Below are 13,670 nucleotides of genomic sequence, written 5' to 3'. Positions count from 1 at the left end.
GCGGGGGCACACGGGCCGCGCGCGGCCGAACACCCAACCGTCCGGGCGCGCCCGCGCGCGCCCGGGCTTTCCTGGGGGAAGGACGCCGGCGGTGGGGAGGCGGGCTGACCCGCTTCCCCACCGCCGTCGTCTCCACGCTCGTACGCGGCTCGTACGCGCCTGCCGTCTCCACGCTCGTACGCGCCTGGCGCGTTTCAGCGCTCGTACGCGCCAGGCTTCTCAGCGCTCGAACGCGCTCAGAAGCCGGACTCGGCTCTAGAGGTCGAACTCGCCGGGCGCGATGTCGAGCGCGTAGCAGACCTCGCGGACGACGGCCCGCTCGGTCAGGTCGAAGTCGCCGTCCGCGCCGCCGATGACGATGCCGATCTGGATGACGGCGCGCGCCTCGACCGGCTTCTTCTTGACCTTGCCGATGTCCTGGATCAGGGACACCTTGCCGAACTCGAAGTCGGCGGCCAGCTTGTCGAGGTACTCGTTGAAGCGACGCTGCAGATCGTCGGCGGGGAAGTTCTGGAGCACGTCGTTGGTGGCGATCAGCGAGGCGACGCGCTGCCGCTCGGAGGGGTCGACCGACCCGTCGGCGGCGGAGACCAGGGCGCACATGGCCATGCTGGCGTCCCGGAACGCGCCGCTCTTGAGGTCGTTCTTCTTCGCCATCAACTGGGTCTGCATCGAGGACGCGGACTCCTTGAGCTTGTCCCACAGGGCCATCGGTAACTTCTCCTCGTGTCATCGGCGGCGGCCAGAGGCGCCCTCGGCGACGCCATGGATCCATCTACAACGATGTAGAAGTTAGCAGGCCCGCCGCCCACCCGTGGCCGGCCCCGGCGCCTCCCGGCCGCGACGCGCCACCCGGCCACCGGCCCGCGCCGTGGGCGCTGCCCGACCACCACCCGCACCGCCTCCCACACCAGCCCACATCCAGCCCCCCGGAAGCAGGGGGGCGCACCCCCGAGACGACCGCTCGGCACCGGGCGGCAGCGGATGCCGGGCCCTCCGCCGAGCGCGGGCGACGCGCCCCCTGCCGCCCGCCTCAGGCCCGCCCAGGAGGCCGCGAGCCGCCCGCCCGGCGGCGCGCCGCGCGCCCCCGCGTGCGCCGGTCGCCCGGTTGGCCGAGGACGCGGCGACAGCGACACGCGGACCCAACTCCCGTGCCTCGGAATAGCGTTGCCCACGTGGCGGTAAAGCGTCGGCCATGTCCGAGGGGCACGCGGAACCCCTCCCGGGTGGCCGGTTCCTCATGGGGCGCGGGGGGCGCGGGGCGATCGGTGGGGTGGGGGTGCGTGGGGGTGGTGGGACGCTGCCGGGCATGACAGGGACGCAGGGGGTCAGCGGGCGGGTGCGTGGGTTGGCGCCGGCCTGTTTCGCGCCGGTGATGGCCACGGGGATCGTCTCGCGCGCCGTGGCGACCAGCGGCGCGCGGCGCCTTTCGTGGCCGCTGCTCGGGCTCGGCCTGGCGGGGTTCGCCGTGCTGACGGCGGCCCTCGTCTGGCGGCTGCTCGCGTACCGCGCGCAGCTCGCGGCGGACGCGGACGCGCCGGCCAGGGTGTTCGGCTTCTTCACCTTCGTGGCCGGCTCCGAGGTGCTCGCGGCGCGGCTGGCCGGCGCGGGCGCGCGGGCCGTCGCGCTCGCGTTGTGCCTGGTCGCGGCGGCGGCCTGGGGGTGTGTCGCGGCGCGGGCGGCGCGCACGCTGCGTCGCTCGCCGCATGCCGCGCGGGCCGCCGACGGCACCTGGTTCCTGTGCGCCGTCGGGCTCCAGTCCGTCGTGGTGGCCGGCACCGCGCTGGGGCACGGGCCGTGGGCCCGGGGCGTGCTGTTCGGCTGTTGGGTGGCCGGTCTCTTGCTGTACGGGGCGGTGCTCGGCGTCGTCGGCTGGCGGTTGCGCCGGCATCCCGTACCGCCGTCGGCCCTGACGCCCGCGTACTGGGTGGCCATGGGCGCGTGTGCGATCAGCGTGTTGGCGGGCGCGCAGGTGGTCGGGCTCGGCCTGGCGGGCGGGCCGCGCCGGGTGCTGGTCGGGGCGCTGCTCGTGCTGTGGGGCTGGGCGACGCTGCTGCTTCCGGTGCTGGTCGCGGCCGGGTACTGGCGGCACTGGCGGCACCGGGTGCCCGTGCGCTACGAGCCCACCCAGTGGTGTGTCGTCTTCCCGCTGGGCATGTACGCCGTGGCCAGCCGCGCGCTGGCCGAGGTGTCCGGGGTGGCCGCGCTGCGCGCGGTGGGCGGCGGGGTGACCTGGGTGGCGGGCGGCGCGTGGCTGTTGGTCGCCCTGGCCATGGCGGGCCTCCCCTTGAGATTCACGCGTCGTACACCGTCCGCGCCAACGAACTCGCTGGGTTCCGGCCAAAATCAGTTCTAAAAGGCAAGCAAAGCTCGATGAGCGGTCACGTCAAGAACCTCGGTGACCGCTTCCGCACGCTCCGTGCGCTGGTCCACGCTGCGCTGAGCAATCGGCAAGCGGCTGAGAGGGGGCCCGTGGTGGCCTCGAACACGTTCGGGCTGCGCGTGGGGCGTTCGGCTGACGCCGCGGAACGCGCCCTGCTGGCCATGGGGAAGATGCTGAACAAGTCGCCGGTCAGCCCCGACTCCCGCGCGGTCTTCCGTACGGACCAGAGCGTCAACGACACCCCGTACCGGGACCGTTGGGCGCACGACAAGGTGGTGCGCTCCACGCACGGGGTCAACTGCACGGGCTCGTGCTCCTGGAAGGTGTACGTCAAGGACGGGTTGATCACCTGGGAGACGCAGGCGACCGACTACCCGACGACCGGCCCCGACCGGCCCGAGTACGAGCCGCGCGGCTGCCCGCGCGGCGCCTCCTTCTCCTGGTACACCTACTCGCCGACCCGGGTCCGCTACCCGCACGCGCGCGGCGTACTGGTCGAGCTGTACCGGGAGGCCAGGCAGCGGCTCGGCGACCCGGTGGCCGCCTGGGCCGAGATCACCACCGACCCCGACAAGCGCCGCCGCTACCAGTCGGCGCGCGGCAAGGGCGGCCTGGTGCGCGTCGGTTGGGACGAGGCCCTGGAGATCGCCGCCGCGGCCCACCTGCACACACTGCGCGCGTACGGCCCGGACCGGATCGCCGGCTTCTCGCCCATCCCCGCCATGTCGATGGCCTCGCACGCGGTCGGGGCGCGCTTCCACGCGCTGATCGGCGCGCCGATGCTCTCCTTCTACGACTGGTACGCGGACCTGCCGATCGCGTCCCCGCAGGTCTTCGGTGATCAGACGGACGTGCCGGAGTCCGGGGACTGGTGGGACGCGGCGTACCTGATGCTGTGGGGCTCCAACGTCCCCGTCACCCGCACCCCGGACGCCCACTTCATGACCGAGGCCCGCTACCGGGGCCAGAAGGTCGTGGTGGTCTCGCCCGACTACGCCGACGCGACGAAGTTCGCCGACGAGTGGCTGCACCCGCACCCGGGCACCGACGGGGCGCTCGCGATGGCGATGGGTCACGTGATCCTCACCGAGTTCTTCGTCCAGCGGCAGGTGCCGTACTTCCTCGACTACGGCAAGCGGTTCACCGACCTGCCGTTCCTGGTGGAGCTGACACCGCACGGAGCCGACAGGCACACCCCCGGCAGCTTCCTGACCGCCGCCGACCTGGGCCTGGACGAAGGTAGCGGGCCCGGCACCGGCCGCTACAAGCCGGTCCTGGTGGACGCGGTCACCGACCAGGTGGTGGTCCCGAACGGCACGTTGGGCGAGCGCTGGGGCAAGGGCGGTGAGGGCCGCTGGAACCTGGACCTCGGCGAGGTGGACCCGCTGCTGACCTTCCACCGCGCGGACGGCGACGGGCCGAGCGCCCGCGTGGTCCTGCCGCGCTTCGACGCCGAGGACGCCGGCTCGCTCAGCCGCGCGGTCCCGGTGCGCCGGATCGGCGACCGCCTGGTGACCACCGTCTTCGACCTGCTGCTGGCCCGGTACGGGGTGCGCCGCGCGGGGCTGTCGGGCCAGTGGCCGACGGGGTACGAGGACGCGTCGGTGCCCTGCACCCCGGCCTGGCAGGAGACGATCACCTCGGTGCCGGCACGGGCGGCGATCCGTACCGCGCGGGAGTTCGCCCGCACCGCCGAGCAGACCCGCGGCCGGTCCATGATCGTGATGGGCGCGGGTACCAACCACTGGTTCCACTCCGACACCATCTACCGCTCGTTCCTCTCGCTGTTGCTGCTCACCGGCTGCCAGGGCCGCAACGGCGGCGGCTGGGCGCACTACGTCGGCCAGGAGAAGGTGCGCCCGTACGCCGGCTGGCAGCAGCTCGCCACCGCCGCCGACTGGGCCCGCCCCTCGCGGCAGATGGCCGGCACCCCGTACTGGTACGTCCACACCGACCAGTGGCGGTACGAGAACGCGCCCGCCGACGCGCTCGCCTCGCCCGCCGGACAGGGCCTGTTCGCCGGTCGGCACACGGCGGACCTGGTGGCCGAGTCGGCCCGGCGCGGCTGGATGCCCTCCTACCCGACGTTCGCCGGCAACCCGCTCGACCTGGGGGCCGCCGCCCGCGCCTCGGGCCGCGCCCCCGCCGACTGGGCCGCCGACGAGATCGCCGCGGGCCGGCTCGGATTCGCCTGCCAGGACCCGGACGCGCCGGAGAACTGGCCGAGGGTGCTGACCGTGTGGCGGGCCAACCTGATCGGCTCGTCCGCCAAGGGCAACGAGTACTTTCTGCGCCACCTGCTCGGCGCCGCCGACAACGCGGACGCCGACGAGGTGCCCCAGGGCGCCAGGCCGAAGGAGGTCAGGTGGCGCGCCGAGGCGCCGCGCGGCAAGCTCGACCTGCTGCTGGCGCTCGACTTCCGGATGACGTCCACGACGCTCTTCGCCGACCTGGTGCTGCCGGCCGCCACCTGGTACGAGAAGCACGACCTGTCCAGCACCGACATGCACCCCTACGTGCACGCCTTCTCGCCCGCGATCAACCCACCCTGGCAGGCCCGCACCGACTTCGACATCTTCCACGGCCTGGCCCGCAAGCTCAGCGAGCTGGCCCGGGGCCGCCTTGAGGTCGCGTACGACCTGGTGCCGACCGCGCTCCAGCACGACACGCCGGGCGAGGCGCCGCCACCGGGCGAGACGCTGCCGCAGTTCGCCCTGGTGGAGCGGGACTACACCGCGATCGGCGACAAGATGGCCGCCTTCGGGCCGCTGGCCGAGCGGGACGGCATCGTCGTCAAGGGCGTCACGGTGCGCCCGGAGCCGGAGGCCCGCTGGCTGGCCCGGCGCTGCGGCACCGCGACCGAGGGGCCGGCCGCCGGGCGCCCGCTGCTGGACACCGACGTCAAGATGTGCGAGGCGATCCTCGCGCTGTCCGGGACCACCAATGGGCGCCTCGCCGCCGAGGGGTTCACCGCCCTGGCCGAGCGCGTGGGCGCGGACTCGGGCCTGACCGAGCTGGCCGCCTCCGTCGCCGAGCGGCGCATCGTCTTCTCCGACACGCAGGCCCGCCCCGTACAGGTCGGCGCGAGCTTCGAGTGGTCGGGTAAGGAAGGGGCCGAGCGGCGGTACGCGCCGTTCACCATCAACACCGAGCACGCCAAGCCCTGGCACACCCTCACCGGCCGCCAGCACTTCTACCTCGACCACTCCTGGATGGCCGAGTTCGGCGAGCAACTCCCGGTCTTCCGGCCCCCGTTGAACATGGCCGCGCTCGGCGAACGCCCGCGCAAGGGCGGTGGCCAGGAGCGCTCGGTGACCGTCCGCTACCTCACCCCGCACTCCAAGTGGTCCATCCACTCCGAGTACCAGGAGAACCTGCTCATGCAGACCCTGGCTCGTGGCGGCCCGGTGATCTGGATGAGCCCGCAGGACGCCGAGGCCATCGCCGTGGCGGACAACGACTGGATCGAGGCCGTCAACGCCAACGGCGTCGTGGTGGCCCGCGCGATCGTCTCGCACCGCATGCCGGCCGGCACCGTGTTCATGTACCACGTGCAGGAACGCCTGGTGAACGTGCCCAGGTCACAGGCGACGGGCCGGCGCGGCGGCGTACACAACGCCCTGACCCGGCTGCTCATCAAGCCCACCCACCTCATCGGCGGCTACGGCCAGCTCTCCTTCGCCCCCAACTACTACGGCCCCACCGGAAACCAGCGCGACGCGGTCACGGTCATCCGCCGCCGCTCGCAGGAGGTCGACTACTGATGCCCCCGCGCAAGGCGCCCATCGGCCGGGTGATGGCCCAGGTCGCCATGGTCATGAACCTCGACAAGTGCATCGGCTGCCACACCTGCTCGGTCACCTGCAAACAGACGTGGACCAACCGACAGGGCACCGAGTACGTCTGGTTCAACAACGTCGAGACCCGCCCCGGACAGGGTTACCCGCGCCGGTACGAGGACCAGGAGACCTGGCGCGGCGGCTGGGAACTCCGACGCGGCAAGCTCGTCCCGCGCTCGGGCGGCCGGCTGCGCCGGCTCTCGCGGATCTTCGCCAACCCGGAGCTGCCCGAGCTGTCCGACTACTACGAGCCGTGGACGTACGACTACGCCAACCTCACGGACGCGCCGCTGGGCGACGACGTGCCCACCGCCCCGCCGCACTCCCTCATCGACGGCCGCCCCATGGCCATCAGCGCCGGCCCCAACTGGGACGACGACCTCGGCGGCGGCCCCGAGCACACCGCGAAGGACCCGCTCCTGGAGCGCATCAGCGAGACCGTGCGGCTTGAGTACCAGGACGCGTTCATGTTCTACCTGCCGCGCATCTGCGAACACTGCCTCAACCCCTCGTGCGTGGCCGTCTGCCCGTCCGGGGCGATGTACAAGCGCGTCGAGGACGGCATCGTGCTGGTCGACCAGGACCGCTGCCGTGGTTGGCGGATGTGCGTCAGCGGCTGCCCGTACAAGAAGGTCTACTTCAACCACTCCTCCGGCAAGGCCGAGAAGTGCACCTTCTGCTACCCGCGCATCGAGGCCGGCGAGCCCACCGTGTGCTCCGAGACCTGCGTGGGCCGGCTGCGCTACCTCGGCGTCATCCTCTACGACGCCGACCGGGTGGACCGGGCGGCGGCCGTCCCCGACGAGAAGGACCTCTACGAGGCCCAGTTGGAGTGCTTCCTCGACCCCGGCGACCCGGAGGTGATCCGCGCGGCCGAGGCGTCCGGCATCCCGCACGACTGGCTCACCGCCGCCCGCCGCTCCCCCGTACACGCCCTGATCAGCCAGTACCGGGTGGCCCTGCCGCTGCATCCGGAGTACCGCACGATGCCGATGGTCTGGTACGTCCCGCCGCTGTCGCCCATCGTGGACGCGCTGTCCCAGGGCGGCCACGACGGCGAGGACGCGGGCAACCTGTTCGGCGCCATCGACACGCTCCGCATCCCGCTCTCCTACCTGGCCGAACTCTTCACCGCCGGCGACGTGGAGCCGGTGGCCGCCGCGCTCCGCCGGCTCGGCGCCATGCGCGCCCACATGCGCCACCACAACCTCGGCGAGGAGCCCGACCCCGCCGTCGCGGCCAGCGTGGGCATGGACCCGACGGCGATCGAGGCCATGTACCGACTCCTGGCCCTGGCCAAGTACGACGAGCGGTACGTGATCCCCACCAGCTACGTCGCCGAGCCCGGCAGCCCGCTGGACACCGGGTGCAGCCTGGACGGCGACGGCGGGCCCGGCATGTACGAGGCCGACGCGTTCCACACCGCCCCCGGCACCGGCCCCGAACCCGAGCACGCCGGGCTCGCCCTGCGCGGCCGGGTCAACCTCCTCAACTGGGACGGCGCCGGCCGCCCGGACGGGCTGTTCCCGGAGGCCACCGCGTGAGCGCCCGGCAGGCGGAGGCAGACACCCGGAGCCCACGCATCGCGCACACCACGCAGGTCGCGCAGGTCACGCAGGTCACGCACACCACGCAGGTCACGCACGTCGCTCCAGCGGGACCGGCCGCATGAGCGCGCCCGCCGTCCACCAGGCGGCCTCGCTGCTGCTCTACTACCCCGACCAGGACTGGCCCGGCCGGCTCGACGCGGTCGCCGCGCAACTGCGCGCGACCCGCCACCCGGCCGCCGGGCCACTGCTGCGGTTCTGCTCGGAGGCCGCGCGGGTCCCGGTGCTCGAAGCCGCCGCGCACTACACCGACGTCTTCGACCGCACCCACCGGCGCACCCTGCACCTGACGTACTACACCGACGGCGACACCCGCCGCAGGGGTGGCGCGCTCGTCGCGCTGCGGGAGGTCTACCGCGCCGCCGGCTGGGAGCCCGACCCGGCCGAACTGCCCGACCACCTGCCGCTGATGCTGGAGTTCGCCGCCCGCTGCCCGCGCGCCGGCACCCGGCTGCTGCGCGGCCACCGCGCCGGCATCGAACTCCTCCGGCTGGCCCTCGAAGCCCACGGCACCCGCTACGCCCACGTACTGGACGCCGTCAGCGCCACCCTGCCGGGCCCGCGCCCCGCCGACCGCGCGGCGGCCCGGCGGCTGGCCCGCACCGGGCCGCCCACCGAACACGTCGGCCTCGAACCCTTCGCCGCCCGCCCCCCGTCCTGACCCGGGCCCACGGCGCCCGCCCCTCCCACGCACCGACTCCCCCACGCCCGCCGACTCCCCCGACCCGCCCGACCCGTCGTCTTCTCCCCTGCCCCGCGCAGGACGCCGCCGCGAAGGAGCCTGCTGGTGGACCACCTACACACCGCGCTGTGGGGCGTGCTGCCCTACCTGGTCCTGGCCTGTCTGGTCGCGGGCACCGCCTGGCGGTACCGCTACGACCGCTTCGGCTTCACCACCCGCTCCAGCCAGTTGCACGAGAACCGGCTGCTGCGCATCGGCTCGCCGCTCTTCCACTTCGGCCTGCTGCTGATCCTGCTGGGCCACATCGTGGGCCTGCTCGTCCCGGAGAGCTTCACCGAGTGGCTGCACGTCACCGAGGCCCAGTACAGCGCGGGCGCCCTGGTGGCCGGCGGCCTGGCCGGGCTGATGGCGACCGGCGGCCTGGCGATCCTGCTGTGGCGGCGCACCCGGGTACGGGCCGTACGCCGGGCCAGCTCGCGCAGCGACCGGGTGCTCTACCCGGTACTGGCCGCGACGCTGGTCGCCGGCCTGATGAACACCATGGTCACCCCCGCGACCAGCGACTACGACTACCGGCTCGGCGTCTCGGTCTGGGTCCGCAGCCTCTTCACCCTCGACCCCGACATCTCCCACATGGCGGACGCCCCCCTCCAGTTCCAGCTCCACGCCGTGCTGGCCATGGCCCTGTTCGCCCTGTGGCCGTTCAGCCGCCTGATCCACGCCTTCACCGCCCCCGTCGGCTACCTCTTCCGCCCCTACGTCGTCTACCGCGCCCGCGGCCACCGCCCGCACGGCCCCCACGGCCCACGCGACGGCTACCGCTCACGCGGAGCCCAGGGCCGGGGTGGCGAACGGCCTGTTCCCCTGGCGGGGACGGGGCCCGGTCCGGGGCGCGACGCGGGGCGTTGACGGGCTGGGTCGGCTCGCTGCGGCGGGGGCCGGCCCAGCACGCCACCCCGCCACACGCCACCCCGCCACACGCCGCCCCGCCACACGCCGGCGAGGCGGGACGACGGCGAGGCGGGACGACACGGCCGGGATCGACCAACAAGGTCCTCAACGGGCCGCCCTGAGCGGCCCGTTCACTCGGCCTCCGGCCGAGGCCGCAGGCCCAGCAGGACGTCCTGGACGAGTTCGGCGCTGCGCCTGACCGCGTCGTCGCCGAAGCCCAGGAAGTGCCGGTAGTGGATCGGCGCGTAGAAGAGGTCGATCATCACGTCGGTGGGCACGTCGGAACGGAGTTGCCCGGCGGCGACGGCGGATTCCAGGCGGGCCCGGCACTCCGCGATGCTGGGCTCGAGGATCGTCTCGCGGAACGCCTTCATCAGCTCCGGGTCGTTCTGCGCCTCGCCCATGACGCCTTTGTAGGCTTCGCTGATCCGGCCAGTGACCAGCCGCTGGCTCACCGCGGTGATCTGGGTCGTGAGGTCGGCGGCGATGTCGCCGGTGTCCGGGAAGCCGAAGTCGTCGCCCAACTCCTCGCGCATCGCCTCCAGCACCACCGCGCCCTTGGAGCGCCACCAGCGGTAGATCGTGGGCTTGCCCACACCCGCCTGGGCGGCGATGGCCTCGATGGTCAGCTTCGCGAAGCCCTTGCGGTTCACCAGGTCGAACGCCGCGTCGAGGATCGCCCGGCGGGCGCGCTCGCTGCGCCGTTCGCTGTTCGGGTCGGAGATCATGCGTCTCACCCTACCGCTCGCGTTACGTTACGTTTCGTTTTGACAAGGCCCCTGGGGTGATCTAGCGTCGCTGACGTTACGAAACGTTTCGTAACGCCAGTCCGCGAGGTCGCCGAGCCTCGCCAGCACAGGGGAGAGAGATGTCCAGCAACGAAGGCGCGCCCGCGACCGCAGGACGCATCGAGAAGATCGCGACCACCCCGGACTGGTACGCGCCGTACTTGATATCGCAGGCCGTCCGGGCCGGGGGCTTCGTGTACGTGTCCGGGCAGGCGGGCTTCACGGAGGACGGGACGACCGTCGCGGGCGGGTTCCTGGCGCAGGGGCGGCAGGCGTTCGGGAACGTCGGGCGGGTGCTGGAGGCGGCCGGCCTGACCTTCGCGGACGTCGTCAAGGTCGGCATCTACGTACGGGACATGGCGACGAACCTCCCGCACGTGATCACGCTGCGCGGCGAGTTCCTGGCCGAGCCCTACCCCGCCGACACCCTCGTCGAGGTCGTCTCGCTGGCCCAGCCCGACTGGCAGATCGAGGTCGAGGTCATCGCGCTGGACCGGAGCGCCGCGTGAGGGCCGGGGTCGAGACGGGACGGGCACAGGGCGCGGGTGTGACGGAAGAGGGTGGGGACGTGCGGGAGTTGCTGAGGCCGTACCGGGCGGGGCGACTGGAGCTGGCGAACCGGCTGGCGATGGCCCCGATGACGCGGGGCCGGGCCGATGACGTGACGGGAGTGCCGAGCCCGCACGCGGCGACGTACTACCGGCAGCGCGCCGGGGCGGGGCTGCTGATCACGGAGGGCGTGTACGTCAACGCGCTCGCCAAGGGCGGCCCCGGCATCCCGGGCCTGGCGACCGACGCGCAGGCACGGGGCTGGCGGGAGGTGACCGACGCGGTGCACGCCGAGGGCGGCACGATCTTCGCCCAGTTGTGGCACGTGGGCCGGATGACCCACCCGCTGACACTCCCGGACGGCGAACTGCCGGTGGCCCCGTCGGCCGTCGCCATCGAGGGGAGTCGGATCTTCACCCGGGACGGCCTGCTCGACCACGTCACCCCGCGCGCGCTGACGATCGGCGAGATCGGGCGAACGGTAGGGGACTTCGCGTCCGCGGCCCGACGTGCGATCGGGGCGGGCTTCGACGGCGTGGAGATCCACGGCGCGAACGGCTACCTGATCCAGCAGTTCATCGCCGACAACACCAACCTGCGCACGGACGCGTACGGCGGCTCGGTCACCGGCCGCCTGCGGTTCGCCATGGAGGTCGTCGAGGCGGTCGTGGCCGAGGTCGGCGCGGACCGTGTGGGGCTGCGTATCTCGCCGGACAACGCCGAGAACCAGCTCGCGGAGACCGACGCCGGCACCACGTACCGTGCGTTGGTCGACGCGCTGGACCCGCTGGGCCTGGCCTATCTGCACGTGTTGCGCAACGGTGCCTACGCAGCCATCGCGGACCTGCGGACGCGCTGGTCGGGAACGCTCGTCGCCAACACGAACGGCCCGGCGCCGAGCAGCCCCGACGCGGGGGCGCGGCTGGTGCGGGACGGGCACGCGGACGTGATCGCCCTCGGCCGCCTGTTCATGACCAATCCCGACCTGCCCGCCCGACTGGCCAACGGCACCCCGCTCGCCGGTCCACCGACGGAGAACGTGTACGGGGGCGGGGCGGAGGGTTACACCGACTACCCGGCCGCGACGGACGACCCCCGGGTTCCGGCGGTCGCCTAGCCACTCGGCGCGCGGCCCGGCCCCCACGCCACCCCCGCCGTACCACACACCCCTCCCCCACCCGCACAGATCGGGCGTATCCCACCACACCGTCGGGCCGTTCGGCCTACGCTGCCCGCAGCGTTCCGTTCGCCCCACTCCCCCGGAGGGCCCGTGTCTCGTGAAGCGTTCTGTGTGGCGGCCGACTGTCGGGCGACGTCCGGCGGGGTGGAGCGGCAGGAGGAGGTGGACGCCTGGTGTCTGGACCATGCCGAGCGACACCCGGGGCACGACCGGTTCCGCCGCGTCGTCACCGAGTACCGGCTGATCGGCGAGGCTCGGACGGATCGCGGGACGAGCGTCAACTGAGCCCTCTCGTCGACTAGTTGGGGTCGTCCTCGGTCGGCGCCGTCTCGCCCAGGCGTACCGGGTCGCCCTGACGTACGTGCCCTGGACGGACCACGCGCGCGTAGACGCCCGCGCACGGTTGGGGGCCCATGCCCGGGTGGGGTTCGACGCGGTTGTGGGTGGCGGGGACGCGCAGGGCGTGGGTGTCGCGGGGCAGGGTGCCGTGGGCCAGGGTGGGGATGGCGCAGCGCGGGGTGGTGGACAGGATGTGCAGCGTCAGTTCGTCGCCGATGTGCAGGTGACGGCCGACCCAGGCGTTCTCCGGGAAGGCGGGCGATGGGGTGGGGGCGCCCGGCGCCGGGGGTTCGGTGGGGACGGACACGATGATGTTGGGGCGGTAGCGCTCGACCTCCACCGTGCCGCGCGGGCTCAGCTCGGCGATGCGGGCCAGGGTGGCGGAGGTGATGAGGTGGAGCGGGGCGAAGTCGAAGAAGGTGCCGTCGGGCGCGCCCGCGCCGATCTCGGTCTCGTCGTGCCCCACCTCGGCGTCGATGCCGGCCGCCAACACCTCCTCCGGCTTCGAGCGCTCCAGGGTGGCGCCGGGCGGTGGGGTGTGGGCCACCCGGACCGGTGCGCCGAGCAGTTCGCTGAGGAGCGCGTCGGTCTTCTCGTCCGTGGCCAGCAGGGTGCGGCCGTCGGGGAGGGCGATGCGTACGGGCGGCTCACCGGCGCCGGTGGCGCCCGCCTCGCCCGCGTCCCCCACCGTGGCCGAGAGGGTGAGCAGGTCGCGCCAGAGCCGTGGGTTCTTGGCGCTGGCGATCTTGCCGGTCTCGCGGTGCACCAGGGCGATCCGCCGGTCGTGGCGCAGGCCGCGGTGCGTGACGTCGGCCGCGGCCAACTCCTCGCCGAGCATCGACTTGACGGGATAGCGCCGCAGCGTACGTACCGTGCCCAGCATCGCTTCCGCTCCTTTCGGCCACCCCGCGCTCCGGGGCGCGCCCCGTCGACCGTACCCAACGCCCGATCAGGGAAGTCCCAGGGTGGGTCGGCCGGTTGACCCGCCGCGCTACGCGTGCCAGGGGGCGCCGGTGACCTGGTGGTCCGCGTGTTGGAGTGCCTCGACCACCAGCCGGCGCAGGTGTCCGTCGCGCAGCGCGTACACCGCGTGCCGGCCCTCCTTGCGCGCCTGCACCAGGCCGGCCAGGCGCAGCTTGGCCAGGTGTTGGCTGACCGCCGTGCGGGTCGCGCCGCTGGCCGTGGTCAGGGTCGTGACGTCGGCCTCGCCCTGGGCGAGGAGCCACAGCAGGTGCAGCCGGGTCGGGTCGGCGAGCAGCGCGAACACCGTGGAGGCGACGCCCAGTTGCCGCTCACCCGGGGTGCGCTCGTGCGCGGGGTGTGCAACTGAGGGCTCTTCGCGGACCGGCATG

12 protein-coding genes are annotated in these 13,670 nt (G+C 73.3%); 8 read left to right on the top strand and 4 right to left on the bottom strand.

Annotation, left to right across the window (positions count from 1 at the left end; genetic code table 11):
• Positions 1 to 255: 255 nt before the first annotated feature.
• Positions 256 to 711, bottom strand: coding sequence for a tellurite resistance TerB family protein (locus AC3CHW_RS23735; protein WP_398607349.1), 456 nt, complete (start codon positions 709 to 711; stop codon positions 256 to 258).
• Between the two features lie 598 nt (positions 712 to 1,309).
• Here AC3CHW_RS23735 and AC3CHW_RS23730 point away from each other — a divergent pair.
• From AC3CHW_RS23730 to narI, 5 genes are all read left to right on the top strand, one after another.
• The gene (locus AC3CHW_RS23730; RefSeq protein ID WP_488467795.1) at positions 1,310 to 2,356 is read left to right on the top strand and encodes a tellurite resistance/C4-dicarboxylate transporter family protein; all 1,047 of its coding nucleotides are present in this window, start codon (positions 1,310 to 1,312) and stop codon (positions 2,354 to 2,356) included.
• A 188-nt stretch (positions 2,357 to 2,544) separates the two neighbouring features.
• Positions 2,545 to 6,147, top strand: coding sequence for a nitrate reductase subunit alpha (locus AC3CHW_RS23725; protein WP_488471147.1), 3,603 nt, complete (start codon positions 2,545 to 2,547; stop codon positions 6,145 to 6,147).
• Complete coding sequence (gene narH, locus AC3CHW_RS23720) at positions 6,147 to 7,766, top strand: nitrate reductase subunit beta (RefSeq protein WP_488467794.1); 1,620 nt, start codon at positions 6,147 to 6,149, stop codon at positions 7,764 to 7,766. Before AC3CHW_RS23725 ends, narH begins: the two co-directional genes overlap by 1 nt.
• A 124-nt stretch (positions 7,767 to 7,890) precedes the next feature.
• Positions 7,891 to 8,490: a nitrate reductase molybdenum cofactor assembly chaperone gene (gene narJ, locus AC3CHW_RS23715; RefSeq protein ID WP_488467793.1), complete on the top strand. Its 600-nt coding sequence runs from the start codon at positions 7,891 to 7,893 to the stop codon at positions 8,488 to 8,490.
• A gap of 126 nt (positions 8,491 to 8,616) precedes the next feature.
• Complete coding sequence (gene narI, locus AC3CHW_RS23710) at positions 8,617 to 9,420, top strand: respiratory nitrate reductase subunit gamma (protein WP_488467792.1); 804 nt, start codon at positions 8,617 to 8,619, stop codon at positions 9,418 to 9,420.
• 173 nt (positions 9,421 to 9,593) lie between these two features.
• Here narI and AC3CHW_RS23705 read toward each other — a convergent pair whose 3' ends face one another.
• A complete protein-coding gene (locus AC3CHW_RS23705; RefSeq protein ID WP_488467791.1) occupies positions 9,594 to 10,190 on the bottom strand; it encodes a TetR/AcrR family transcriptional regulator in 597 nt (198 codons plus the stop codon).
• Positions 10,191 to 10,330: 140 nt separating this feature from the next.
• Here AC3CHW_RS23705 and AC3CHW_RS23700 point away from each other — a divergent pair, with 140 nt between their 5' ends.
• The 3 genes from AC3CHW_RS23700 to AC3CHW_RS23690 all read left to right on the top strand — a co-directional run bounded on the left by AC3CHW_RS23700 (position 10,331) and on the right by AC3CHW_RS23690 (position 12,264).
• Positions 10,331 to 10,759, top strand: a complete 429-nt coding sequence (locus tag AC3CHW_RS23700; protein WP_488467790.1) for a RidA family protein — start codon at positions 10,331 to 10,333, stop codon at positions 10,757 to 10,759.
• A 38-nt stretch (positions 10,760 to 10,797) separates the two neighbouring features.
• Positions 10,798 to 11,916 carry an alkene reductase gene (locus AC3CHW_RS23695; protein ID WP_488467789.1) on the top strand — a complete coding sequence of 373 codons (1,119 nt, stop codon included), beginning with the start codon at positions 10,798 to 10,800 and terminating at the stop codon, positions 11,914 to 11,916.
• A 153-nt stretch (positions 11,917 to 12,069) separates the two neighbouring features.
• Complete coding sequence (locus AC3CHW_RS23690) at positions 12,070 to 12,264, top strand: DUF7848 domain-containing protein (RefSeq protein WP_176161713.1); 195 nt, start codon at positions 12,070 to 12,072, stop codon at positions 12,262 to 12,264.
• A gap of 13 nt (positions 12,265 to 12,277) precedes the next feature.
• On the opposite strand, the gene AC3CHW_RS23685 is transcribed toward AC3CHW_RS23690, so the two are convergent.
• Complete coding sequence (locus tag AC3CHW_RS23685) at positions 12,278 to 13,201, bottom strand: MOSC domain-containing protein (protein ID WP_488467788.1); 924 nt, start codon at positions 13,199 to 13,201, stop codon at positions 12,278 to 12,280.
• Between the two features lie 108 nt (positions 13,202 to 13,309).
• The gene (locus AC3CHW_RS23680) at positions 13,310 to 13,669 is read right to left on the bottom strand and encodes an ArsR/SmtB family transcription factor (protein WP_488467787.1); all 360 of its coding nucleotides are present in this window, start codon (positions 13,667 to 13,669) and stop codon (positions 13,310 to 13,312) included.
• Between the last annotated feature and the right edge of the window lies 1 nt (position 13,670).

Source organism: Streptomyces sp. MGP-BFMKR1, assembly GCF_057766585.1.
The sequence above is the reverse complement of the archived record's forward strand: the minus strand, read 5'-3'. Positions and strand labels throughout refer to the sequence as shown.

Bases quoted from the DNA above. Each gene is read 5' to 3' on its own strand.
- AC3CHW_RS23680 (WP_488467787.1), bottom strand. From the start codon at position 13,669: ATGCCGGTCCGCGAAGAGCCCTCAGTTGCACACCCCGCGCACGAGCGC.
- AC3CHW_RS23685 (WP_488467788.1), bottom strand. From the start codon at position 13,201: ATGCTGGGCACGGTACGTACGCTGCGGCGCTATCCCGTCAAGTCGATG.
- AC3CHW_RS23705 (WP_488467791.1), bottom strand. From the start codon at position 10,190: ATGATCTCCGACCCGAACAGCGAACGGCGCAGCGAGCGCGCCCGCCGG.
- narH (WP_488467794.1), top strand. From the start codon at position 6,147: ATGCCCCCGCGCAAGGCGCCCATCGGCCGGGTGATGGCCCAGGTCGCC.
- AC3CHW_RS23725 (WP_488471147.1), top strand. From the start codon at position 2,545: ATGGGGAAGATGCTGAACAAGTCGCCGGTCAGCCCCGACTCCCGCGCG.
- AC3CHW_RS23730 (WP_488467795.1), top strand. From the start codon at position 1,310: ATGACAGGGACGCAGGGGGTCAGCGGGCGGGTGCGTGGGTTGGCGCCG.
- AC3CHW_RS23700 (WP_488467790.1), top strand. From the start codon at position 10,331: ATGTCCAGCAACGAAGGCGCGCCCGCGACCGCAGGACGCATCGAGAAG.
- narJ (WP_488467793.1), top strand. From the start codon at position 7,891: ATGAGCGCGCCCGCCGTCCACCAGGCGGCCTCGCTGCTGCTCTACTAC.
- AC3CHW_RS23735 (WP_398607349.1), bottom strand. From the start codon at position 711: ATGGCCCTGTGGGACAAGCTCAAGGAGTCCGCGTCCTCGATGCAGACC.